Origin of the sequence: Chryseobacterium sp. PTM-20240506, from assembly GCF_048296755.1 — a bacterium.
Classification (GTDB): domain Bacteria; phylum Bacteroidota; class Bacteroidia; order Flavobacteriales; family Weeksellaceae; genus Chryseobacterium; species Chryseobacterium proteolyticum.
In genome coordinates this window covers 68,425-92,313 of sequence record NZ_CP182581.1, presented here as the reverse complement: position 1 = coordinate 92,313, position 23,889 = coordinate 68,425, and the positions used below count along the sequence as shown (strand labels likewise).

18 protein-coding genes and 1 pseudogene are annotated in these 23,889 nt (G+C 36.9%); 8 read left to right on the top strand and 11 right to left on the bottom strand.

Translation table 11 applies throughout. The features are described from left to right. Window positions 1-8: 8 nt before the first annotated feature. Window positions 9-1,907 carry an AMP-binding protein gene (locus tag ACNFU2_RS00380; RefSeq protein ID WP_418123235.1) on the top strand — a complete coding sequence of 633 codons (1,899 nt, stop codon included), beginning with the start codon at window positions 9-11 and terminating at the stop codon, window positions 1,905-1,907. 42 nt (window positions 1,908-1,949) lie between these two features. Then, window positions 1,950-3,866: pseudogene (acs, locus tag ACNFU2_RS00375) on the top strand (acetate--CoA ligase); the annotation flags it as partial. Between the two features lie 53 nt (window positions 3,867-3,919). On the opposite strand, the gene ACNFU2_RS00370 reads toward acs, so the two are convergent. After that, a complete protein-coding gene (locus ACNFU2_RS00370; RefSeq protein WP_418123233.1) occupies window positions 3,920-5,182 on the bottom strand; it encodes a photosystem II stability/assembly factor-like protein in 1,263 nt (420 codons plus the stop codon). Between the two features lie 247 nt (window positions 5,183-5,429). Here ACNFU2_RS00370 and ACNFU2_RS00365 point away from each other — a divergent pair, with 247 nt between their 5' ends. From ACNFU2_RS00365 to nhaA, 3 genes are all read left to right on the top strand, one after another. Further along, window positions 5,430-5,792, top strand: a complete 363-nt coding sequence (locus ACNFU2_RS00365; protein WP_172277860.1) for a hypothetical protein — start codon at window positions 5,430-5,432, stop codon at window positions 5,790-5,792. A 111-nt stretch (window positions 5,793-5,903) separates the two neighbouring features. Then, window positions 5,904-8,114 carry a RelA/SpoT family protein gene (locus ACNFU2_RS00360; protein WP_172277859.1) on the top strand — a complete coding sequence of 737 codons (2,211 nt, stop codon included), beginning with the start codon at window positions 5,904-5,906 and terminating at the stop codon, window positions 8,112-8,114. Window positions 8,115-8,116: 2 nt separating this feature from the next. Next, entirely contained in the window at window positions 8,117-9,304 is a 1,188-nt protein-coding gene (gene nhaA, locus ACNFU2_RS00355) for a Na+/H+ antiporter NhaA (protein WP_306611571.1), read from the top strand. Window positions 9,305-9,357: 53 nt separating this feature from the next. On the opposite strand, the gene ACNFU2_RS00350 is transcribed toward nhaA, so the two are convergent. The 3 genes from ACNFU2_RS00350 to ACNFU2_RS00340 form a co-directional block, all read right to left on the bottom strand. Next, the gene (locus ACNFU2_RS00350) at window positions 9,358-9,501 is read right to left on the bottom strand and encodes a bacteriocin-like protein (protein WP_172277855.1); all 144 of its coding nucleotides are present in this window, start codon (window positions 9,499-9,501) and stop codon (window positions 9,358-9,360) included. A gap of 158 nt (window positions 9,502-9,659) precedes the next feature. Further along, on the bottom strand, window positions 9,660-10,619 hold the full coding sequence (locus tag ACNFU2_RS00345; protein ID WP_306611568.1) for a YihY/virulence factor BrkB family protein: 960 nt from the start codon (window positions 10,617-10,619) through the stop codon (window positions 9,660-9,662). 2 nt (window positions 10,620-10,621) lie between these two features. After that, on the bottom strand, window positions 10,622-11,644 hold the full coding sequence (locus tag ACNFU2_RS00340; protein WP_273647549.1) for a DUF4421 family protein: 1,023 nt from the start codon (window positions 11,642-11,644) through the stop codon (window positions 10,622-10,624). A gap of 159 nt (window positions 11,645-11,803) precedes the next feature. On the opposite strand from ACNFU2_RS00340, the gene ACNFU2_RS00335 reads away from it, so the two are divergent. After that, window positions 11,804-12,277: a 23S rRNA (pseudouridine(1915)-N(3))-methyltransferase RlmH gene (locus tag ACNFU2_RS00335; protein WP_172277849.1), complete on the top strand. Its 474-nt coding sequence runs from the start codon at window positions 11,804-11,806 to the stop codon at window positions 12,275-12,277. A 2-nt stretch (window positions 12,278-12,279) separates the two neighbouring features. Here ACNFU2_RS00335 and ACNFU2_RS00330 read toward each other — a convergent pair whose 3' ends face one another. Genes ACNFU2_RS00330 through ACNFU2_RS00320 form a run of 3 tightly spaced genes read right to left on the bottom strand, consistent with a single transcriptional unit; the run spans window position 12,280 to window position 13,991 of the window. Beyond that, entirely contained in the window at window positions 12,280-13,095 is an 816-nt protein-coding gene (locus tag ACNFU2_RS00330) for a tetratricopeptide repeat protein (RefSeq protein ID WP_273647548.1), read from the bottom strand. After that, window positions 13,092-13,658, bottom strand: a complete 567-nt coding sequence (locus tag ACNFU2_RS00325) for a phosphatase PAP2 family protein (protein ID WP_172277845.1) — start codon at window positions 13,656-13,658, stop codon at window positions 13,092-13,094. Before ACNFU2_RS00325 ends, ACNFU2_RS00330 begins: the two co-directional genes overlap by 4 nt. Window positions 13,659-13,661: 3 nt before the next feature. Beyond that, a complete protein-coding gene (locus tag ACNFU2_RS00320) occupies window positions 13,662-13,991 on the bottom strand; it encodes a Sec-independent protein translocase subunit TatA/TatB (RefSeq protein ID WP_172277843.1) in 330 nt (109 codons plus the stop codon). A gap of 223 nt (window positions 13,992-14,214) precedes the next feature. Between ACNFU2_RS00320 and ACNFU2_RS00315 the strand changes: the two genes are divergently transcribed. After that, complete coding sequence (locus ACNFU2_RS00315) at window positions 14,215-15,156, top strand: hypothetical protein (RefSeq protein WP_273647547.1); 942 nt, start codon at window positions 14,215-14,217, stop codon at window positions 15,154-15,156. Between the two features lie 68 nt (window positions 15,157-15,224). Here ACNFU2_RS00315 and ACNFU2_RS00310 read toward each other — a convergent pair whose 3' ends face one another. Beyond that, window positions 15,225-16,451 carry a TCR/Tet family MFS transporter gene (locus ACNFU2_RS00310; protein ID WP_172277839.1) on the bottom strand — a complete coding sequence of 409 codons (1,227 nt, stop codon included), beginning with the start codon at window positions 16,449-16,451 and terminating at the stop codon, window positions 15,225-15,227. Between the two features lie 212 nt (window positions 16,452-16,663). Then, complete coding sequence (gene secD, locus ACNFU2_RS00305; RefSeq protein WP_418123227.1) at window positions 16,664-19,558, bottom strand: protein translocase subunit SecD; 2,895 nt, start codon at window positions 19,556-19,558, stop codon at window positions 16,664-16,666. Window positions 19,559-19,775: 217 nt separating this feature from the next. Here secD and ACNFU2_RS00300 point away from each other — a divergent pair, with 217 nt between their 5' ends. Then, window positions 19,776-21,140: a PQQ-dependent sugar dehydrogenase gene (locus tag ACNFU2_RS00300; protein WP_418123225.1), complete on the top strand. Its 1,365-nt coding sequence runs from the start codon at window positions 19,776-19,778 to the stop codon at window positions 21,138-21,140. A 23-nt stretch (window positions 21,141-21,163) separates the two neighbouring features. On the opposite strand, the gene ACNFU2_RS00295 is transcribed toward ACNFU2_RS00300, so the two are convergent. Beyond that, the gene (locus ACNFU2_RS00295) at window positions 21,164-22,369 is read right to left on the bottom strand and encodes a hypothetical protein (protein WP_418123223.1); all 1,206 of its coding nucleotides are present in this window, start codon (window positions 22,367-22,369) and stop codon (window positions 21,164-21,166) included. Window positions 22,370-22,372: 3 nt separating this feature from the next. Beyond that, window positions 22,373-23,731, bottom strand: coding sequence for an oxygen-independent coproporphyrinogen III oxidase (gene hemN / locus ACNFU2_RS00290; RefSeq protein WP_418123221.1), 1,359 nt, complete (start codon window positions 23,729-23,731; stop codon window positions 22,373-22,375). Window positions 23,732-23,889: the final 158 nt, after the last annotated feature.

The window sequence follows — 23,889 nt, the reverse complement described above, 5'->3', positions numbered from 1 at the left end:
TTATTAATATGAATGCAGAAGATTTATTTAAAAGAAGTATCGAAGACAAAGAAAATTTCTGGAAGGAACAAGCCCGGGAAATAAGCTGGTATACATTTCCTCAACAAATTCTTTCGCGAGATACAGACCGCTATCCGGAATGGTATCCGGATGGGCAGCTTAACTTGTCTTATCTGTGTATAGATCAACATATTGAAGATGGTTTTGGAGATCAGATCGCTATCATTTATGACTCTCCTGTTACAGACCAGAAAAAAACATACACATTCAGGCAACTGCAGGAAGAGGTTTCAAAATTTGCCGGCGGACTTGCTTCTTTAGGATTAAAAAAAGGAGATACCGCTGTAATTTATATGCCGATGATCCCACAAACCCTTTTTGCAATGCTGGCCTGTGCCCGGATTGGAGTAATTCACAATGTTGTTTTCGGAGGATTTGCCCCGCATGAACTTGTGGTAAGAATTGATGATTGCAAGCCTAAAGCTTTGATAACCGCTACTGCAGGAATAGAAATCGCCAAAAGAATTCCTTATCTGCCATTGATAGAAAAAGCAATTGAGTTTGCTCAGGACAAAGTGGATCACATCATTGTTTACAACCGAAAACTGGTTGATAATAAAGATGAAATGTTTGACGGCCTGATCGATTATGAAGAACTCACCCAGAAGTCTTCCCCGGTTTCTCCTGTTGCAGTGGAATCTACCCACCCACTCTATCTTCTTTATACTTCAGGAACAACAGGAAAACCCAAAGGAATAACAAGAGATACGGGAGGCTACGCAACAGCCCTGAAGTTCTCAATGAAATATATTTATGGCATTGAGCCTGGAGAAACGTATTGGGCTGCTTCCGATTTCGGATGGGCGGTGGGACATAGTTTTTCCGTTTATGGACCTTTAATAAACAGAAACACGACCATTATTTTTGAAGGCAAACCGATCATGACTCCGGATGCCGGAACTTTCTGGCGCATCATTTCAGAATATAAGGTTTCCGCCATGTTTACCGCTCCTACAGCCATCAGAGCTATAAAAAAAGAAGATCCGGACGGGGAGCTCGTCAAAAAATACGATCTATCGCATTTTAAAAAGCAATTTTTGGCAGGCGAACGGTGTGACGTGGCTACCCTGGATTGGTTCAGTAAACACATTGGAGTACCCGCCATTGATCACTGGTGGCAGACGGAATCGGGGTGGCCAATGCTGGGACTGATGACTTTTGATCATCATTATACCATTAAAAGAGCCGCAGCAGGAAAGCCTATTCCGGGGTACGACATTAAAATATTCGATGAAAATGGTTTTGAACTCGATCCTCATCAGGAAGGCTATCTGGTGATCAAACTCCCCCTGCCTCCAGGTGCACTTTCCGGAATATGGAAAGATGAAGAACGTTTTCAGAACAGCTACTTATCACAATATAAAGGATATTACTTCTCCGGAGACGGAGCCATACAGGATGAGGACGGATATTTTTTCATCACCGGAAGAGTGGATGACGTTATCAACGTTGCAGGACACAGGCTCTCCACTTCGGAAATGGAGGAAATTGTCGCTTCCCATCCGGAAGTGGCGGAATGTGCCGTAGTAGGAATCGATAATGAGCTGAAAGGACAAGTTCCTTTTGCCACTGTAGTATTAAAAAACGGTTCCACGATTTCAGAGGAAGATCTTGAAAAAGACACTGTACGAATGGTACGGGAGAAAATAGGAGCAGTCGCATTTTTAAAGAATGCCATGGTTGTAAAACGATTACCCAAAACACGCTCAGGAAAAATCCTGCGAAAACTTATCCGGACGCTTCTGGATGGAAAAGAATTTCAGGTTCCCTCAACGATAGACGACGATCAGATCATTGAGGAAATACAAGAAAAAATCGTTAATTACAGGGCAAAATTCACAAATTAGACATACATTTAATATCAATAAAATTCAAATTTCAAAAACAAAAGGGATATGAGAAATTACTTAATAGAAGATTTACCACATTATTTTGAGGAGTATAAAAAATCTATTAAAAATCCTAAAAAATTCTGGGATAAAATAGCCGATCAAAATTTTGTGTGGTATCAGAGATGGAGTAAGGTAGTTAAGTATGATATGAACGAGGCAAAAATCACCTGGTTTAAGAACGCAAAATTAAATATTACCAAAAACTGCATCGACAGGCACCTGAATGAAAGAGGAGATAAGACGGCTATTATCTGGGAACCCAACGATCCTAAAGAAAAAGCTGAGCATATTTCTTATAGTGAATTGTACGTAAGAGTTAACAAAACAGCTAACGTCCTAAGGGATATGGGCATTGAAAAAGGTGATCGTGTATGCATTTACCTTCCTATGATCCCTGAACTGGCAATCACAATGCTCGCCTGTGCAAAATTAGGAGCGATACATTCAGTAATCTTTGCAGGATTTTCAGCCAATGCAGTAGCTTCAAGGATCAATGACTGTGAAGCGAAGCTAGTAATTACCTCCGATGGCAGCTACAGAGGAAATAAAGTGCTAGACCTTAAAAGTATCGTTGATGAAGCTCTTGAAAAAACAACAACGGTTGAGAATGTCCTGGTCGTTAAAAGAACAAACAATGAGATCAAAATGAAAGAAGGCAGAGATCACTGGATGTCTGAACTCTATGAAAAAGCTTCTCCTGATTTTGTTACGGTAATAATGGATGCCGAAGATCCCCTTTTCATTCTTTATACTTCAGGTTCTACCGGAAAACCAAAAGGAATGCTCCATACCTGTGCGGGATATATGGTCTATACCGCGTATACTTTTAAAAATATTTTCAATTACCAGGAAAATGATATCTATTGGTGTACTGCAGATATCGGCTGGATCACGGGACATTCTTACATCCTTTACGGGCCTTTGCTAAACGGAGCCACTACAGTTATTTTTGAAGGTGTTCCTACATATCCTGAACCGGACAGATTCTGGGAGGTTATTGAGAAGCATAAAATCACCCAATTTTACACAGCACCAACCGCTATTCGCTCCCTGGCCAAGGAAAGTGCCGAATGGGTAGATAAGCATGACCTCAGTTCGTTAAAAGTGATCGGGTCGGTAGGAGAACCCATTAATGATGAGGCATGGCATTGGTTCAATGACCATGTGGGTAAAAAGAAGTGTCCTATTGTGGATACCTGGTGGCAGACCGAGACAGGAGGAATTATGATCTCTCCCCTACCTTTTATAACGCCTACCAAACCTACCTACGCAACCCTTCCCTTACCTGGCGTTCAACCGGTGCTGATGGATGATAAACGGAATGAAATCACAGGAAACCAGGTAACAGGAAATCTCTGCATCCGTTTTCCATGGCCTGGAATTGCAAGAACCATCTGGGGTGACCACCAGAGATACAAAGAAACTTATTTTACCGCTTTTCCCGGAAAATATTTCACTGGAGACGGTGCTTTAAGAGATGAAGTTGGATATTACAGAATTACAGGCCGGGTAGATGATGTAATCATTGTTTCCGGACATAACTTAGGTACGGCTCCTATTGAGGACAGCATCAACCAGCATCCTGCCGTTGCCGAATCTGCAATTGTGGGATATCCTCATGATATCAAAGGAAATGCTTTGTACGGGTATGTTGTTTTAAAAGAAACCGGAGAAAGCAGACAAAGGGAAAACCTTAAAAAAGAGATCAACCAGCTTATTGCCGATCAGATCGGACCGATCGCTAAACTGGATAAAATACAATTCGTTTCAGGATTGCCAAAAACACGTTCAGGAAAAATTATGCGTAGGATCCTTAGAAAAATTGCCGAAGGAGATTTCAGCAACTTCGGAGATATTTCTACGTTATTAAATCCGGAAATTGTGGACGAAATTAAAAATGAAAGAATAGACTAATCTTTATCATTAATAAGAAGGCGCAGGGTTTACCTGCGCTTTTTTTATCAACTCTATTCTTTGATAATTTTTATAGCTTGTCTACCGAGGTTGGAATGTGCACTAAGTAGATAATTCCCTTTAGGATAATGAAAATCCAAAGAATATTTTTTCAGCCTTTTCCCACTGATATCATCTTTCAGAATTTCTGTAATGAACTTTCCTGATGTGTCATACAGCCCGATAATGATATGATCGGAATGTAAAAAATGAATACTGAGATTCAGCTTGTCTTTAACAGGGTTGGGAGCTACATCGATCTGAAGTTTCCTTTCCTGATTCTCTCTGGTAGTTTCCTGCGTTGCAAGATTACCGACAGTCATTTTATAAATACCGGTACCAGCAGCATATGCCACATTACTGTTAACAAAAAATATCCTGTTCAAAGTACCGCCTACTCCTGTGTCCGTCCAGGTTTCCCCACCATTAAAGGTTTCATAAAACCCTGTATTATGCCCCCCCATCCACCCATGGTCTGGTGAAGTAAAGCCCACAGCCTGAACAAAAGTATCCGGAAAATCCTTTGTTTCCCAGGTAAGTCCGCCATTTAAAGATTTCAATAACCTTCCTGTATTAGGAGATTCTGCTTCAATAGAGCAGAATATTTTATTATTATCCAGAAGCTGCATTTTCCAGACGTACTCAAAAGGAATATTACTATTATATATTTTTGTCCAGCTTGCTCCTCCATCAGTCGTTTTAAGAATAACCGCACCATCATCATCACTTCCGGATGCGAAACCAACGTTCTCATTGATAAAAGTAATTTCTACCAGGGCGGTAGCATACGCGGACATATCCATATACTGCCATGTTATACCGCTATCTGTTGATTTGATAATATAAGCAGGATAAAACCATGCTCCGCAACCGTACACAGTGGATGTACCCACACAATCCAGACCACAGATTCCTTGCGGGTATGGCGAAATATTATCAACTCTTTGCCATGTAGCTCCGCCGTCTGTTGTCTTATAAAAATTGTTATTCAACGTCCCCAGAAAACCTACATTTTCATTTAAAAATTCAATATTCCTATAGTATTCATTGGGTGTCGTGCTCACAATTTGCTGTGTCCAGCTGGTACCTCCATTTGTTGTCTTAAAAACAGCTCCGTTGCCGCCCCGGGCTGCCCACCCTAAATTTTCATTAAGAAAGAACACATCATCATACCGCCCTCCCCCATTTCCCGGAGGATAAGAGAACGCGGTCCAGTTATATTGCTGAGCCTGCAGAAGGAATGATGATAGAATAAGAGTAAATAAAATTCTTTTCATAGGTATTAATTTTAAAAACAAATTTGAGGTTTTTGAGATAAGTATACAATAAACTTCTTAATAATTCATGATACTGTCTATCAACGACTAACGGACTTTTAAGTTCAAACATTTGATTGATAGAAATCATCAAATATTTTAACATTTAATTATAGATAAAACAATATAAATCAAATTTTATTGAATTTTATTCAAATAATTTGAAATTTAATTATTACCTTTAAGTACAAATTTAAAACACACGATCATGACAAAAATATTAGCCGGATTATTTCAATCTCACAGTGATTATAAGAAGCTTGAAACGGACCTGGAAAGCTCAGGCTTCGGAGATTCAGATTATATTGTTTATCTCAACGACCATCAAAATTCACAATATCTTGCAAGTGTTGCAGTAAAAGATACAGATCAGGCAGATAATGCCAGGAACGTTTTTAATAAAAATGCTGTGGTAAAAACTTATTTATTTGAGAATATGGGAATAGAACAAGCAGACTACCATAACATAAAAAGATATATTGACGCACGAAATAAAGCTGAAATCCATAACAGTCCCGACGTTAAAATCAAGGGTTCAAGCAACGGCATGGATTCAGAAGTAAAATTCTAATAAAAACTAAAATCTAATAACCGGAAATCCGCAGATCTTTCTGCGGATTTTTTGTCATTGACAAGTGGGAAAATTTTCGTATTTTCGTTTAATTATACGGGATTTACACAAATGAGCTACGACTTAGAACGGGAGAACAAAGAAATACTGGCAAGATATAAAGACCTGATTTCTAATACTTACAGGACTTTGGATGAAGAAAACAATAAACTCATCCGAAAGGCATTTGATATTGCATTAGATGCTCATAAAGATCAAAGGAGAAAATCCGGAGAACCCTATATCTACCATCCTATTGCCGTAGCTAAAATTGTTGCAACGGAAATAGGTCTTGGAGCTACATCAATAGCCTGCGCACTGCTGCATGATGTGATTGAAGATTCCGACTATACCTACGAAGATATCAAGAAGATCTTTGGGGAAAAAATAGCCAATATCGTGAATGGATTAACCAAAATATCCATCATGAATCATCAGAACATTTCCGTACAGTCTGAAAACTACAGAAAGTTATTGCTCACACTATCGGAAGATTTCAGGGTTATACTGATTAAAATCGCAGACCGCCTTCACAATATGCGGACACTGGAAAGCATGGCCCCGGATAAGCAAAAGAAAATTGCTTCTGAAACCGTGTACATCTACGCTCCCATGGCCCACCGTCTGGGATTATACAACATCAAATCCGAGCTTGAAGACCTTTCATTAAAGTATAATAATGCGGAAGTTTTCAATGAGATCACTGAAAAGTTAGAACTAGCCAAGGAAAACCGGGAAAAATACATTGAGGAATTCAAAAAAGAAGTTTCCGAAAGGCTCAAAGAGGAAGGATTAAACTTCAGTATAAAAGGCCGTGCAAAAGCAGTTTCTTCCATTTACCGGAAAATGCTCAAACAAGGAGTTTCCTTTGAGGAGGTATTTGATAATTACGCCATCAGGATCATTTACAAATCAGATGCAAAAAATGAAAAGTTCCTGGCCTGGAAAATTTATTCAATCGTAACGGATGTATACCACAGTAACCCTTCAAGAATGCGTGACTGGATCACACAGCCCCGTTCTACAGGATATGAAAGTTTACACCTTACTGTCCTTGGACCGGATAAAAAATGGATTGAAGTACAGATCCGTTCAGAAAGGATGGACGAAATTGCTGAAAAAGGGGTAGCCGCACATTATAAATACAAAGAAGGATACAAGCAAAGCAGTGAGGACAGAAATTTTGAAAGATGGGTAACAGAGATCCGGGATGTTTTAGAACAGCAGCAGAACCTTTCTACCTCCGAACTTCTGGATAACATCAAACTCAATTTATATTCTAAAGAGGTTTTTGTTTTTACTCCCAAAGGAGAAATCAAAATTCTGCCAACCAACGCTACGGCATTGGACTTCGCATTCTCTGTACACTCTGATTTGGGTATGAAATGCCTAGGAGCCAAGATCAATGGAAAACTGGTTCCTATCTCATATGTTCTTCAAAACGGAGACCAGGTAGATATCCTTTCTTCCCAGAATCAAAAGCCTAAATCGGACTGGCTCGAATTCGTAGTTACTTCCAAGGCAAAATCCAAGATTAAGAGTTATCTTAATTCACAAAAAAATCAGCTGGTAGAAGAAGGAAAAGAAATTTTACAAAGAAAGCTTCGTCACGCTAAAATTAATTTTAATGATGAGGAAGTCAATAAACTTCAGAAGTTTTTCAACTTAAAAACATCACAGGAACTGTTTTTAAAATTCCAGAGCAATGAACTGGATGTAAGCAGTCTTAGAAAATACATCGAAAGTAAAAATGTATTCAATAATTTACTTTCAAGATTCAGAAAATCTCCTTCCAAAAACGTTCATTATGAAGAACCAAAGGAGCAAAACCTGGACATGATCGTCTTTGGAAAAGACGAAGAAAAGTTAAACTATAGTTATGCAAAATGCTGTACCGTAATTCCGGGAGATAAAATTTTTGGATTCATTACGATTTCAGACGGTATAAAAGTGCATAGTGATAATTGTCCGAATGCTATTAACCTGAGGGCACAGTATGATTACCGGGTTATTCCAGCCAAATGGGTTAATGCTGAAAGCTTTAAAAACAGGGTTAAAATTGAAATTGAAGGTTTAGACCGGATGGGAATGATTAACGACATTACCGCCGTGATCAGTGGCACTATGGGAATGGATATGAAAAGTCTTTCCATAGAATCCAATAATGGCGTCTTTATGGGTAACATTATTCTTGAGGTTAAAAATAAAGGTCAGTTGGAAGAAACCTTTAAAAAACTTAAAAATATTAACGGAGTTTCAAGGGTGAGACGATTACAATCATAGGCATGAATTTATCTATTTATTTTAAAAAATTTTTCAACAGCAGTCAATCTTCGGGTATCATCCTTATTTTTTGTGTAGCGATTTCTTTATTAATTGCTAACTCGAGCTTAGGAGAAGGATTTCAAAATTTTCTCCACTATGAAATAGGCACTCATCTTTTTCACTTGAAATATCCGATCCATATCTGGATCAATGATGGTCTCATGGCTATTTTTTTCCTTTTGGTAGGCCTCGAAATAAAAAGAGAACTGGTGGAAGGTGAGCTTTCATCTTTTAAAAATGCTTCTCTTCCGATTTTTGCGGCAGTCGGAGGAATGCTTGTTCCCGCAACCATCTATACCCTATTCAACTCAGGAACAGAATTCAGCAATGGATGGGGAATTCCGATGGCTACAGACATAGCCTTCTCGCTTGCGTTGATTTCCATGCTAGGAAGTAAAATTCCTAATTCCATTAAAATTTTCCTAGCTGCTCTGGCCATTGTTGATGATCTGGGAGCGATTTTAGTTATCGCTATATTTTATACAGATCAGATTCAATGGATGTATTTGTTGATCTCTTTCGGAATTGTCGCTTTCTTGTTTCTTTTGAATTTTTTAAAAGTGACGAGGCTTATTTTCTATATTATCCCTGGATTATTTTTGTGGTATTTTCTTCACAATTCAGGAATTCATGCTACCATCGCAGGAGTATTACTGGCTTTGTCTATTCCTACCAATGCATCCAATGTTCAAATTTCTCCTTTGGAAAAATTAGAGCATCATCTTCATATACCTGTAAGCTTTCTAATCATGCCAATATTTGCCCTTACAAATACCAATATTGCCTTTCACAGCGGAATGGCAGAAGGGTTGATAAGTACTTTGGGATTAGGGATCATCGGTGGTTTAGTCCTGGGAAAACTAATCGGGATCAATTTATTTTCATTTATTGCCATTAAACTTAGAATAAGTTCACTTCCACACAATAGCACATGGTCGCATATGCTGGGGGTAGGCTTTCTTGCAGGAATTGGTTTTACGATGTCTATTTTTATAGCATTACTATCCTTTAAGGAGCAATTTGAAATCCAGGATGAAGCGAAATTTGCAATCCTGATTGCATCGTTTTTATCAGCTATTTTAGGCGTAATTATATTAAGCCTAAGTGCTAAAAAGAATAAATTTATCGACGACGATAGTGATGAGTAATTGCTAACTATAAAAATAAAAAAGAGCACCTTTCAGTGCTCTTTTTTATTGTATTACGGGCAAATGTAAGTGGATATCTTACATAGTCCGTTACAGCAGTAGGTCGTTCCCGGACAATAATCATCCCCGGTTCTGCATGCTAATCCTCCTTTTACGATTTTCAAATCGTTTCTCGTTAATTTTTTGATGTTTTTCATAATAAATTAATTTGGTATTTGTACAAGAATTTCAAATTCTTACTAGTCACTAAATTACCATAAAAATGAATACGAAAAAATATAATCAGGTATTTTTAATTGACCCATAAATAAAATATTAGCTGAATCAATACAATATTGATTGAAGAGAATTCAGATTATTCTTTTTCGTTCGGGGAATGATCTGCCTGCACTTCTTTTCGGAGTTCATCAGCCAGTAATTTTTCTATCCTGAGTTTTCTGATAGCCATATTAAGTTCATTACCAAATAATAGCAGATAAACATTCACATTTACCCATACCATTAAAAGAATCATACTTCCAATGGACCCGTACAGAACATTATAACGGGCGATATCTTTTACATAAATAGCAAATATGTAAGTAGTAAGAACAAAAAGAACAGTCGTTAAAATAGCCCCAGGAACCGCTTGCCTGAACCTGGCAATCTTCACTGTTCCCAACCAGTAAAACATTGCTAATAAAATAAAGTAAAAAAGAGGAAAAGACACAAATCCAATAATCTTAGAAAGGTTATTCACCAGCCAGGAAACATTATGGATAGGTGTAAATAGTTTTAAAACTACTTCTACATAATAGACTCCGAAAAGAGCTAAAAAAACTATGGTGATAAAGCCTATTGTAATAAAAAAAGAAAGAATAAACTCTTTTACGTCACTCAGCTTTTCTTCGGAATTTTCATTGAATCCATTAATGAGGGAAAAAGTCCCGTTTGTAGCAAAAACAAGGGCAAGAATAATGGTTAGATTACTGATTCCCCTCATATTGGGAATGATACTTTTCTCAATATAGCCTCTAACATCAGTTTCCATATTGGAAGGGAAAACATTGTGAATCAGCACTTCAAAAATATAAAAATGAAGCTTATCATAATGCGGCATATAAGGTAAAACGGAAAGCAAGAAAAGGAGAAACGGAAATAAACTGATGGTAAAGCTCCATGAAATAGCGGCTGCCTTTCTTCCTATCTTATCCTTAAAAATACCCGAAATATAAATCTGAAACATTTGCCACAGTGATATTCCCAGGAGCGGGATATGGATATCATCTAAGAATTCCTGAATCTTCAGGATAAAATTAGGTGTTTTTATATTCATAATTATTTCAGGATATTATCTATTTTATCAAAATTTCTGTTGACTATTTGTGGCGCATTAAACCTCAGACCAATTCCAGCCCTGAATTGCCATTGTGTAGATGAATACAAATTGGAATTTGAACTATTTACCCAGTTAAGCTGAGTACCGGCTCCAACAAACCATTTTCCGTTATCATATCCGATCCTTACATTGGAATTCATTCCCATATTAAATTCATGAAAGTCTTCATCAATCAGCTTTGAATAATAAAGCTGAGGATAAAATTCAACCACCGCATACCAATTACTATCGATCACTCTTTGTATTCCTGCACCTGTTCTTAATGCCAGCCTTATATCTTTCGTGGCAGAACCTTCTTCCCCGCTTCCTATCACTTCTCCCTTATATATTGCCCTATCGGAATCTTTCAATATATTATACTGATAAAACAGACCTGTAATAACGACAAAATCATTTTTAGCAGGCTTATAAGTCATATTAGTATAGCTTCTGTAGTTCTCTTTATTTCCGACCCATAAATAACTTGTCTCCCCTTTAAAAGACCTGTAATTAGCATCCGGAAACTGAATATATGCATCCGTGATACTTTCGTCTGAACCATTTAACAAAAGATCTATATACTTCCTGGTATCCCGGAAATATAACCCTTTGATCTGATTATAACCTATCATTTGTCGTAGCTTTGGATTCAGGAAAAAAGCAAAATTCACATTGAAATATTTCGTTTTCCCCTTGATATCATCATCATTATTTATTTTAATCAGTTTAGGTGTAAATGAAATACTGGTATCCAGCCATCTGTACCTTAGAAAAAGCTCAGTGTAAAAAGAATCATTTGGTTTTAGCCTGAAAATTTCTCTTTCATAGCGAAGTCCAAAGGAATTGTTAAGGTAGCTTACGCCTGCAACGAGAGAAATTGTATTATTATCTTCCCTGTACTTCTTATTATACTCATTAACTTCCTGACCATAAGAAGCTAACGGAAAATATAAAAATAAGTAGGGAATAGATTTTATTTTCATCGTGTGATATTGGCTCCGTAAAAATACAGATTTTTTTAGACTTGATAATGAACCGGAAAATTACACCGGTTGGCAGCGAAGGGTAAAATGTATCATAGGAACCCGGGAAAATTCCTTAATTTATGAATATCTTTGTCATCCTAAATGTGATTATATCCTATGCGAATAAGTTTACTTTGTATCGGTAAAACAGATGATAAAGAAATTAATTCTTTGATCAATTACTATATTCCCCGCCTTCCTAAACATTGGAATTTTGAAATAACAGAAATCCCTGATGTTAAGAATGCCAAAAATCTCTCTTCAGATCTTCTGAAGAAAGAAGAGGCAAAGCTTTTTATGAATTATATAGATAAAAATGATCTCGTTATTATTCTCGATGAAAAAGGAAAACAGTTTACCAGCAGGGAATTCTCTCAGAAAATAGATACATGGATGAATTTGTCGGTAAAAAAGATCCACATACTAATCGGAGGAGCCTATGGGTTTTCTGAGGAAATATATACCAGAGCCAACGAAAAAATGTCATTATCTAAAATGACATTTACCCACCAGATGATCCGGTTATTTATCGTTGAACAATTATATCGTGCAGATCAGATTCTACAGGGAAAACCTTATCATAACGATTAAGTTTACTTGGCGGGAGGACATTTTGCAAAATGATCTGCAAGAATTGCTTTTTCGTATCCCAAAGCAACAGCTTTCTCCAAATTGACACAAGCTTCTTTCGGCTTGGCACCGTCAAACAAAATCAGAGATTTTGTTACATAGGACTGAGCAAATTTCGGATCTATGGAAATAGCTTTATTGATATCAGTCAAAGCCTCCTTCTGTTTTTTCATTTTTAAATAGACTTCCGCACGTCCGTTGTATAACAAAGACTCCGGTTTTTCAGAAATGAGCTGATTATAATCTTTTAATGCTCCGTCAAGATCGCCATTATTCTTCTTTAAATTAGCCAATCCCGTTCTTGCAAAGATATTTTCCGGAGCAAAAGATAAAATCTGGTTCAGATCTTTAATAGCCAGTTCTTTCTTTCCCTGGCTGTCATAAATTTTAGACCTTGTCAAATACATATCTACATTTTCAGCATCGATCTGTAATCCTTTATCAATGTATTCAAGGGCTTTCTGTTTATTTCCTTTTTGGCTGTTTACCGATGCCAGATTAGCATATACTGGTGCCGACATTGGATTTGCCCGCAGAGCTGCTTCATACGATTTAAGAGCAAGGCTCGTTTTACCCAACCTCCTTTGGGAAGTCCCCAGATTATTGTAGTACTCCGACTGGTATTTCTGAATCTGTTCTTTTTCGGCTAATTTAGCGTACTGCTCTTCGGCGCACTTATAATCTGCTTTTTTAAAGCATTCTTCCGCTGTTTTTGCGTCCTGGGAATAAAGATTAGCAAATGTAAATGCTAATACTACAAGTAATAAATGTTTTTTCATGAGGTTATCGTTTGTTTGTTGATGACTTTTTTCGCGAGTGCACTAAATATCACTCCCAATAAAAGTCCAACAAACGCCCCCACCAAAATATCTATCGGGAAATGCACTCCTAAATATATACGGCTGTAAGAAACCACTGCAGCCCATACAAATATAGCATAAGGAAACCATCTGAGTTTTTTTCCTAATAAAACACTCAGATATGTAGCTAAAAAGAAAGTATTCGATGCATGAGCAGAATAAAATCCAAATTGTCCGCCACATTTTACGATCCTCATATAATGTTCCAGAGAAGGATCATGGCAAGGTCTTAACCTTTGTACTCCATGCTTAAAGATGCCAGCGACCTGATCGGACACGGTTGTTCCTATAAGTATAAATAAAAGAATAAAAACTAAGGATTTTAACTGGTAATTTTTATAAAGAAAATACAGAAAAATAATATAAAGCGGAACCCAGATCCATGTACTGGAGATAAGCATCCAAAACTGATCAAACGAAGAACTCCCCAAATTATTGAGAAATAAAAAGACATTTTTATCTTCCTGAATGATTTCTTCCATCAGTTATCTGCTTACAGGTCCTTCATAGGTTTCATCTTCAGAAGGCTTTGGCTTTGCAGGCTCAGAAGAAGGTTCGGTAAGAATATCTTTTTCAATATTCTTCATTGGGTTAAAATCTTTAGCAGCATCTTTCACCTTTTCGATCTCACGTTTGATTTCAGAAACAGGGTTATCCGTCTCTTTCATGATCTCGGTTTTAATGTCTTCTACCGCTCCACGCATCTTTCTTACGCCTGCTCCTAAGTCACGCGCTATCTGAGGGAGTTTATCCGGACCGAATAATACAACGATTGCGACTGCAATCAATGCCATTTCTCCAATGCTTAATTCCATGAGGTAAAATTACAAAAGATTATACATATATAATGTAGAAACATAAAATTTAAACAAATTTTAAGATTTTCCATTTCAAAGCTTTAAATATTTTCAATTCAGGCTTATTAATCCTCTTAATATTCAGATCTTTTTAAATTAATCAATAATTAATTCTCTAATTAAAGAATTATATGAAATTTTTCATTATTTTTATTTCTACACAAACATTAAATATATACTTATGAAAAAATTAGTAACTCCCTTCAAGGTTTTTGCCTTGGCAATGGTGCTGTCTTTAACAAGCTGCCAAAATGAAACAACTGAAGTACTTCAGGAAAATACCGCAAAAAAAGAATCTGTTTCCGATTTGAAAAAAGTATTAACTCCCTCTTCTCAAACACTTCCCGATATTGTTCAAACACAATTGAATGATTCAAAGAAAAATCTGGAACAATACCTTAAAAATGATCTTCAGATTACCGGAGTTTCAGTTTTAGGAAAGCTGTCTGATGCAAATGGAATTTCCATTTCTCAAAACCTCATTTCAGATAAAAATACTTATGTGGCGTTTGGTAATATTACAGACCCGGCATCAGTAAAAATAGGCAAAATGACAAATTTTAATTCAGGAGATGAACTATCAGTTGCCCAACAAAGCCTGAAGGATGTCATTAGTCAGGAGGTAAAACCAAATACAGAAGTACTTGAAATTACATGGAATCACAAGGGAGAGCAATTTACTTCATTATGTTTCTACAATACCAGCGGAATTATCTGGGATAATGTGTTAGGAGGCCTGGTAATGATGGATAGAGGAAGTAACGTAGAAGCCTCTAATGACAATCAGGCAAAGGTACTTTCGAAGTGGTATAAAGAATGGTGGACGGCAAAATGGCTATGGGGATCCAAGAGAGGAGAAATCGGATATAAGATCACGATTTATTATAATGGATCTACCGTATCTAATACTGATGTAAGTGATTGGGGCAATATCAGTTTAGGAAAAGCAAAAAGCGAAAGCAAAATATTAAAGAGAACCGGAGCTTACGGACAATGCAGATATGCACTTGGATTATGTACACCGACAGGTTCTTTAAGCTTTAATTCAAGTAACTTTACGGTATCATTTTCCGGTTTGGGAAGTAATATCGTAAGTAACGGAACCAAGTCCCTTTATCCTTAATCAATACATAGCTAAAAAAATAAAGCAGGATATCATTAATGATATCCTGCTTTTTTATTTAAAATAATTTACTTTTTAATTTCTCTATTTTTCTCGAATGCATAATATGAAATAACCACACTTACAGCCATGAGAAGGAAAGCTAAAAAGAAAGGTGCTCCTGAAAACTTAAATGGCGCCTCATCATGGGTAAAGTAATAAAACAGGTTTGTCATCATAGGAGGGCCTACAATTGCCGTAGCACTCATCAGGCTTGTTAAAGCGCCCTGCAATTCTCCTTGTTCATTAGAAGGGACACTTTTTGTAATCACAGATTGAAGTGCAGGACCACAAATTCCTCCTAAACAATAAGGAATAAGGAATGCAAACATCATCCACCCTTCTGTAGCAAATGCAAACAATAACATTCCGATGGCATACAAGGCCAATCCGTAATAAATACTTTTCTGCTCTCCTAATCTTGGAGTTGTCCAACGGATCAAACCTCCCTGTACAAGTCCGACCAATAATCCTACTGCTCCGAGAGATAATCCAACCATCCTTTCCGTCCAGCTGAATTTATACATCGTATAAAAACTCCAGTTGCTCTGTACAGCATGACCTGCAATATAAATCAAAATTAAAGACACTATCAATCCTGAAATTTCAGGATGCTTACCTAAAAATTTAAATGATCCCACAGGGTTGGCACGCTTCCAGCTGAATTCTCTTCTCTTATCTTTATCCAAACTTTCAGGAAGAATAAAATATCCGTAAAGAAAATTGAGCAGGCATAAACCGGCCGCAGCGTAGAATGGAACTCTTGAGCCATAATGCCCCAGAACACCTCCCAGCACAGGTCCAATAATGAATCCCAAACCAAAAGCCGCCCCTATCAGACCAAAGTTTTTAGCCCTGTCCGCGTCAGTAGAGATATCAGCGATGTATGCACTTGCAGTGGTTACACTCGCTCCTGTGATTCCGGCTATAATTCTTCCCAGGAATAACCACCAGATACTTGGAGCTAAAGCCAGTAAAACATAATCTATTGAAAATCCAAAAAGCGAAATGAGGATAATGGGTCTTCTTCCGTATTTATCACTGAGATTTCCTACTACCGGGGAAAATATAAACTGTGTAAACGCATAGGCGAAACCAAGCCATCCACCATATTTTGCGGCCTCACTGATGTCTGCATGAATCAGTTCCTCAATTAATTTAGGAACAACGGGAATAATGATCCCCCATCCGGTGATATCAATCAGGAGCGTTATAAAAATAAAGCTCATGGCGGCTTTTTTCCTTGAATTTTCCATAATTGTGCAAAATTAATGAAATATAGAAGTATAATGATTCTAAATTGTGAAGATTTAATAATGATAATTGATTATCAAGGATTGAATAGTAGGTCGGATTTACAGCTTAACATTTAATTATTCAAACAATTTTCTTTCCTTAGATTTAAACCAATAAATAAAAAAATAGCCTTTCGAAATGAAAGGCTATTTTTTTATTTATTGTAGTATAATTATTTTGAAGAAAGGACTTCTTTATTCGAAGTCGTTTTTCCATGTACTCCTTCTTCTTTCCCTGACTTAAGGAAGTCATAAGCAATAGCCGAAGCAACAAATATGGATGAGTAGGTACCGAAACCAATACCAATTAGCATCGCAAACATAAATCCTCTCAGGTTATCCCCACCAAAGATAAAGATTGCTAAAATTACAAGGATCGTTGTAAATGAGGTATTGAATGTTCTACCCAATGTACTTGAAATTGAATCATCAAATAAACCTGCCAATGTTAAAGATTTCTTCTCTCTCAAATATTCCCTGATTCTATCGAAGATAATCACGGTGTCATTGATTGAGTACCCTAATACGGTAAGGATTGCAGCAATGAAATCCTGGTTGATTTCCATATTGAAAGGCATGAATTTATGCAGCAATGAATAAGCTCCCAGAATGATAATCGCATCGTGGAACAATGCAGCTACAGCGCCCAGAGAGAATTGCCATTTTCTAAATCTGATAAGGATATAGATAAAGATACCTCCTAGTGCAGCAACAACTGCAAGAATACCGTGGGTTTTGATGTCATCTGCTACAGTAGGACCTACTTTCTCAGAAGAGATAATTCCGGCATGGTCTTTATCCGCAGATTTAAAATCGTGAAGTGAAATATTAGCCGGTAAATTCCCTTTTAATCCTTCATATAATTTTTGCTCAACAGTCTGGTCAGCCTTAAGCGATTCATCATCAATAAGGTAATCTGTAGAGATTTTCAATTGTTTAGAGTTACCAAAGGTCTTAGCCTCAACAGAAGAGTTCTTACCATCTTCCGTTTTAAACATTTTTACCAGATTCTGTTCGATATCTTCAGCATTTACATCTTTATCAAACCTTACCACGTAGTTTCTACCACCAGTGAAATCAATTCCATACTTAAATCCTTGAGTTGCAATAGATCCGATGCAGATAACAGTTAATATAGCAGAAATAATATACGCATATTTTCTTTTCCCAATAAAATCAATCCACGTATTTCTGAACAGATTTTTCGTCGGAGCTGTCCATACAGAAAGGTGTTTTCCTTTATTTAGTCTGTTGAAGATCATTACTCTTGAAAGCAATACAGAAGTAAATAAAGTCATTGCAATACCAATCATTAGTGTTAAAGCAAATCCTTTAATAGGTCCCGTTCCGAAGAAGAATAACACCACTGCCGTTAGGAATGTTGTCGAGTGACCATCAATAATGGCATTTAATGCATGTTTAAAACCATCTTTGTAAGCCTCCAAAATACTTTTTCCGGCAAATAGTTCTTCTTTGGTTCTTTCGTAGATAATTACGTTCGTATCCACAGCCATTGCCATTGTAAGAACGATACCTGCAATACCTGGAAGAGTAAGCGTAAAGTCTCCGGAATCCATAATTCCGAAAATGTAGAATAAGTTAATAACCATTGCAATTACAGCGTACACTCCCGCACCACCATAATAGAAAATGATATAAACGATGATGATTAAAAATGCAATAGCGAATGAGATCATCCCTGCATTAATAGATTCCTGTCCTAGAGACGGTCCTACCTGTGTAGCCTGAACTACTTTAGCTCCTGCCGGTAATTTACCTGCTCCTAAAACGTCTACCAGTTCTTTAGCTTCTTCCTGAGAGAAGTTACCGGAGATCTGAGTTCTACCGTTAGGAATAGCATTTACTACGTTCGGTGCAGTATATACCCTGTTATCAAGAGTTACAGCAACCGGTTTATTAACGTTTTTCTCTGTTAATGTTTTCCATTCTTTAGCCCCTTTAGAATCCATCTGCATATCAACTACTACTCTTCCCAGCTCATCATAGCTGATGTTAGCAGTTTCAACAGCTCCGTCTACTGGTGCTTTTTGGTTGATGTTTCCTCTTATGGCATACAATACAAGGCTCTCAGCATCTGTAGCTTCTGGTTTGTACCCCCACATGAATTGGGTATATTTAATGTTAGCCGGACGTAATGCCTGAGCCACTTTGCTGTTTAAAATTTTATTTACAACTGCAGTATCAGACAATTTAATGTTAGCAACTCCGTTGGTTCTTAACTTGTCTAAATGTAAAAGGTTCATGAAGTTCACATTCTTTGCAACTCCCATAGAATCTCCTTTTGCTGCAACCACACTTGTTAAAGTCTGAAAATAAGGTGCAATTTCAGGAACCTGCTGTACTTCCCAAAACTGAAGTTTTGCTGAAGTCTGAAGCATTTTCTTTACTTTATCGATGTCTTTCATACCAGGCATTTCAACAGAAATTCTCGCTGTTCCCGGTACTCTCTGAACATTCGGCTGTACAGCCCCCATTTTATCAATTCTGGTTCTGATAACCTCAAAAGCAGTACCTACAGAAGCATCAATTCTTCTTTTAACGATACTTTTTACCTGCTCATCAGTAGTATTATACTTAATCTCTGTAAGATTAGTGTTTCCGAATATTTCCGGATCTGCAAGTTTAAGATTGGTTCCTTTTGCTTTGTTTATAGCATCAAACTGATCGAAAAAATTATCTACATAAGATTTAGTAGAATTCTTCTGAACCTCATCAGTTTTATTTAAAGCTTCGATTAGAACAGGATTAGAAGAGTAATTCGTTAAATCACTCACCAAATCTCTTTGGTTGATCTCCAAAAGAACGTTGATCCCTCCTTTCAAGTCAAGACCAAGTTTCATTTCTTTGTCTTTCGCTTTAGAATAATAAAGCTTCGTATAACCAAGATTAAGAGTATCTTCCTTTATTCGTTTGATCTCTTTCTCGTTTCCGTTCGCAGCTTCAATCTGCGATTCAATTTTGCTGGCGTACCAGGTTGGTATAAGCTCATTTAAGCAAATCAACCCCAGTACAATAGCAACAATTGTAATAAGTCCTTTTCCTTGCATTTTGTTATAACTACGTTAAATTAAGTCGGCAAATATAATGATTTTCTTTATATTTTATGAACTTTCAATAACAGAAATGGTTTATTTTCAGATATATCGACAATATGACTTCCATTTAAGATTTATCAATTTTAAAAGCTTATTTTAATGAAGTTTATAAAGTTTAATTGGTATGAAATTTTCATTATGAATACAATACACTAAATATCAAAATATTATGAAAATTTTACTTTTTGTGATAGGGATTTTTTCTTCCCTATTTCTTAATTCCCAGACAATTAATCTGGTAGAATTTGCCACCGGGCTCACGAGTCCGGTCGAAATTACAAATGCCAATGATAGCAGGCTTTTCGTAGCACAACAGAACGGAATCATTAAAATTATTCAACCTTCCGGGACTATTAATACGACTAACTTCTTAAACATTAGCAGCAAAGTTTTGTATGGTGGAGAAAGAGGACTTTTAGGATTGGCTTTCCATCCCCAGTATGCAACAAACGGTTATTTCTTTGTATATTACAACAATGCAACCAACGGAAACATTACTGTTGCCAGGTATACCGTAAGCAGCACTGATCCGAATGTAGCCGATGCAAGCTCTGAAAAAATAATACTCAATATCCCAAAGCCTTTCGATAATCATAATGGAGGAAGCATTCATTTTGCGCCTGACGGCAAATTATGGGTGGTAACCGGAGACGGAGGTAGCGGTGGAGACCCCAACAACAATGCACAAAACAAAAACTCCCTGCTGGGTAAAATGCTGCGTCTTGACATTAACTCTACCAATGCTTATAATATACCTCCTGACAATCCATTTATAGGTATTGACGGAGCAGATGAAATATGGGCATATGGACTTCGGAACGCCTGGAAGTTTTCCTTTGATCTCACCACAGGAAATGCCATGATTGCAGATGTGGGTCAGGGACAGATTGAAGAAATCAACAAAAATCCGATTACCCAGGCTGGAATTAATTATGGATGGAGATGTTATGAAGGAAATACTGCCTATAATACCGGTGGATGCGCAGCCGCTTCAACAATGACTTTTCCGGTTGCCATATATGACCACTCTGGTGGAAAATGTTCTATAACCGGTGGATATGTTTACCGTGGAACTCTTTATCCGGCACTACAAGGAAAATATTTTTTCGCAGATTATTGCTCCAACCAGATCGGAATGTTGAGCTCTGATAATTCCATAACCTGGACGACATCCTACTCTGGAAATGGTTTCTCAACTTTTGGACAAGATAATCAGAATGGTCTATATGTTGCCGGTGTTAATAGCGGAAAGATTTACAAAATTACAAGCGGAACACTCTCAACACAGGAAAATAATAATTTAGCCAAAATAAGGGTATATCCAAATCCTGCTTCTAAAAAAGTATTCATTGACAGTATTAAAGAACAGAAACTTTCAGTAGAGATCATTAACTCTGAAGGCAGGCTAATGAATCAGCTAAAAATTGGTAATGATAACAGTATTGATATTTCAGGTCTTAGCCCGGGAGTATACTACATCAATTTAAAGTCAGGAGAATTAAAATCCTATAGTCAAAAGCTAATTATTCAATAATGTTAACGAAAGCCTCAATATCATTACATTGGGGCTTTCTTATAAAAACACGCAGTTCCTAAAGCTAGAAGTGGAATTAAAATCAGCAGTCTCTGAACTAAAGAAAAACGCTCCACTTCATCATCCAGTAATTGACTTGGAACTAACGATACCAATGCAATTGCAAGAGCAGCAAGCAAAATTTCAGGTAAGGATAATTTTTCAGAAACATCGACTGAAACATTGTACCCGGAACTGAGAATCCAATAACCCAGAAACAAAATCATGAAAGGAAATGACCATATCCTGTAAGTGTCATAGGCAATAGCATGAAGTCCTAAGGGAATTAGAATAACAATAGCAAACAATAGCAAAAGATACTTGTTGGCCTTTTCAAACTTCCTGTAAACAACATACATCATAAAGAGAATGGGAATCCCAAAAAATATTGAGCATTTGGAAACAAATACCCTTTGAAAGAAATGCGGACTCTCATCTTGTATATAGTCTGTAAATTTTACAGTATAAGCAGATGCTACAGAATCGGCAACTTTTGCGTTTATAAATTCTAAATGATCCAGATAATTTAAAATCATTTTATGATAGTTTGACCCGCTCACTTCCTGGTAGGCTGACACTCCAAAAGTAACAGCAAGCGGTAATATAAGAAAGAAGCTGATTCTCTTTATTAAATGGGAATTTAAAGTGTCTTTAAAAGAAATTCCTTCTCTACTTACTCCATCTACCACCAAAGCAAAGCAACAGATAGGGAGCATCAGGAAAAATGAAACCTCATGTATAAGAATGCTAATAGAAGCAACTAATGATGCCAGCAGAATCTTTTTCTTCCTGAGAAGCCATATAACTAAAATGGTTAGCAAAAAGATGATATGATCCAGGTACCCTATAAGATGGGCCGTAAATATGATATATTGAGATAAAAAAAAGGTCAGATAAAATACGAGAGTGTAAACATCCCCTTTGTTCCGGATTGTTTCTTTACTAGCCATAAACAACAACAATCCATATAGCAACAATATTATAAAAACAGATAAAACAAATATGTTCTGCTCATTTTTCTCTACAAATAATCCCAAAAAACCTCCGGCAAATCCTCTTTTTATAAACCCGAATCTATAATCGAGCATCCAGTGAGCAACGGACCATTGATTGGGAAACCTTATCGTTTTTAAGACACTAAAAACAAGTGTATATGTATAGATAATAATGAAAAGAACTTTTCTATTCATCTACTAAATAGTCATAGAGAAAATCCTGGTTTCAGGTTTATTTCGCATCATTCTAAGATCAAACACCATGGCTACATTTCTTGTAAACGCTCTTCCCTTTTCTGTAATCCTGATCTGATGATCTCTGATTTCAACCAGTTCATCTCTTTCCATTTCCTTAAGCATCTCCAAAGCATTTTCCAGTTCCGGGAAAGAGTTTTGGATATCCCATGTCGTTTCCAGCTGACACATAAGGTTCAAAATATGTCTTCTTACAATTAAATCTTCATGATTAAGGATGTGACCCTTTACCACCGGGATCTCTCCTTCTTCAACGATTTTCTGGTATTCTTCAACCGTTTTTACATTTTGAGCGAAAGCATACCAGGAATCTGAAATTGAAGACATTCCAAGTCCCACCATCAATTGCGTTTTGCTTGAAGTATATCCCATAAAATTCCTATGCAGCTTTTTCTGAATTAAAGACTGATAAAGGTCATCATGCTCCAGGGCAAAATGATCCATCCCAACCTCTATATATCCCAGTTCCTGCAATAAGCTTTTACCATCTTCGTAGAGTTTTCTTTTTTCCTCTCCGCTTGGCAGGTCATTTTCATCAAAACCTCTCTGTCCTACTCCTTTTACCCACGGAACATGCGCATAGGAATAAAAAGCCAGTCTGTCAGGCTTCAGTTCCAGTGTTTTACGGATCGTGTATTCCATTGCATCCCAATGCTGGTGAGGCAGTCCAAAAACCAAATCGTGGCTTATTCCTCCATATCCTATCTCACGGGCTAATTCGGTTACTTCCTTTACTTTTTCAAAAGGCTGTATCCTGTTGATTGCTTTCTGAACTTTCGGATCGTAATCCTGCACGCCGAAACTTACTCTTCGAAAGCCAAGATCATACAAAGTCTGAAGATGCTCTCTTGTTGTATTATTGGGATGTCCTTCAAATGAAAACTCGGGATGTTCTGCAATATCTACCGTAGCAAATATTCCTTCCAGTAATGTCTTTAAATTCTTAGGAGAAAAAAAAGTAGGCGTTCCCCCTCCTAAATGAAGTTCTTTTAATTTAGGTTTTTCATTAAAAAGCTCAAGATAAAGCTTCCACTCTTTTAAAACACTTTCAAGATAAGGTGTCTCAACACTATGCTGCTTTGTAATACGTTTATGACATGCACAGAAAGTACATAATGCTTCACAAAACGGCAAATGGATATAAATAGAAATTCCCTCACCTGAGTTACTTTCATGGAAAGATCTTACCACACTCTCCTTCCATTTTTCAGGAGAAAAGGTGCTTTCGTCCCAATATGGAACAGTAGGATAAGACGTGTAACGTGGTCCGGGAATATTATATTTATCGATTAAAGAGTTCATCTAAAAATTTTAAATTTTTATAAATTGAATAAAATTCACATAAGAATTTCATTCTGCAAAATTAGCTATAACTTATGAATTTTAAATCATGAATTATATTAGGGTTTGTTTTCGAAATTTATAATCAGTCTAAATACCATTCACAGGCTCTAAATACA

Bases quoted from the DNA above. Each gene is read 5' to 3' on its own strand.
- ACNFU2_RS00380 (WP_418123235.1), top strand. From the start codon at position 9: ATGAATGCAGAAGATTTATTTAAAAGAAGTATCGAAGACAAAGAAAAT.
- ACNFU2_RS00370 (WP_418123233.1), bottom strand. From the start codon at position 5,182: ATGAAAAGAATTTTATTTACTCTTATTCTATCATCATTCCTTCTGCAG.
- ACNFU2_RS00365 (WP_172277860.1), top strand. From the start codon at position 5,430: ATGACAAAAATATTAGCCGGATTATTTCAATCTCACAGTGATTATAAG.
- ACNFU2_RS00360 (WP_172277859.1), top strand. From the start codon at position 5,904: ATGAGCTACGACTTAGAACGGGAGAACAAAGAAATACTGGCAAGATAT.
- nhaA (WP_306611571.1), top strand. From the start codon at position 8,117: ATGAATTTATCTATTTATTTTAAAAAATTTTTCAACAGCAGTCAATCT.
- ACNFU2_RS00350 (WP_172277855.1), bottom strand. From the start codon at position 9,501: ATGAAAAACATCAAAAAATTAACGAGAAACGATTTGAAAATCGTAAAA.
- ACNFU2_RS00345 (WP_306611568.1), bottom strand. From the start codon at position 10,619: ATGAATATAAAAACACCTAATTTTATCCTGAAGATTCAGGAATTCTTA.
- ACNFU2_RS00340 (WP_273647549.1), bottom strand. From the start codon at position 11,644: ATGAAAATAAAATCTATTCCCTACTTATTTTTATATTTTCCGTTAGCT.
- ACNFU2_RS00335 (WP_172277849.1), top strand. From the start codon at position 11,804: ATGCGAATAAGTTTACTTTGTATCGGTAAAACAGATGATAAAGAAATT.
- ACNFU2_RS00330 (WP_273647548.1), bottom strand. From the start codon at position 13,095: ATGAAAAAACATTTATTACTTGTAGTATTAGCATTTACATTTGCTAAT.
- ACNFU2_RS00325 (WP_172277845.1), bottom strand. From the start codon at position 13,658: ATGGAAGAAATCATTCAGGAAGATAAAAATGTCTTTTTATTTCTCAAT.
- ACNFU2_RS00320 (WP_172277843.1), bottom strand. From the start codon at position 13,991: ATGGAATTAAGCATTGGAGAAATGGCATTGATTGCAGTCGCAATCGTT.
- ACNFU2_RS00315 (WP_273647547.1), top strand. From the start codon at position 14,215: ATGAAAAAATTAGTAACTCCCTTCAAGGTTTTTGCCTTGGCAATGGTG.
- ACNFU2_RS00310 (WP_172277839.1), bottom strand. From the start codon at position 16,451: ATGGAAAATTCAAGGAAAAAAGCCGCCATGAGCTTTATTTTTATAACG.
- secD (WP_418123227.1), bottom strand. From the start codon at position 19,558: ATGCAAGGAAAAGGACTTATTACAATTGTTGCTATTGTACTGGGGTTG.
- ACNFU2_RS00300 (WP_418123225.1), top strand. From the start codon at position 19,776: ATGAAAATTTTACTTTTTGTGATAGGGATTTTTTCTTCCCTATTTCTT.
- ACNFU2_RS00295 (WP_418123223.1), bottom strand. From the start codon at position 22,369: ATGAATAGAAAAGTTCTTTTCATTATTATCTATACATATACACTTGTT.
- hemN (WP_418123221.1), bottom strand. From the start codon at position 23,731: ATGAACTCTTTAATCGATAAATATAATATTCCCGGACCACGTTACACG.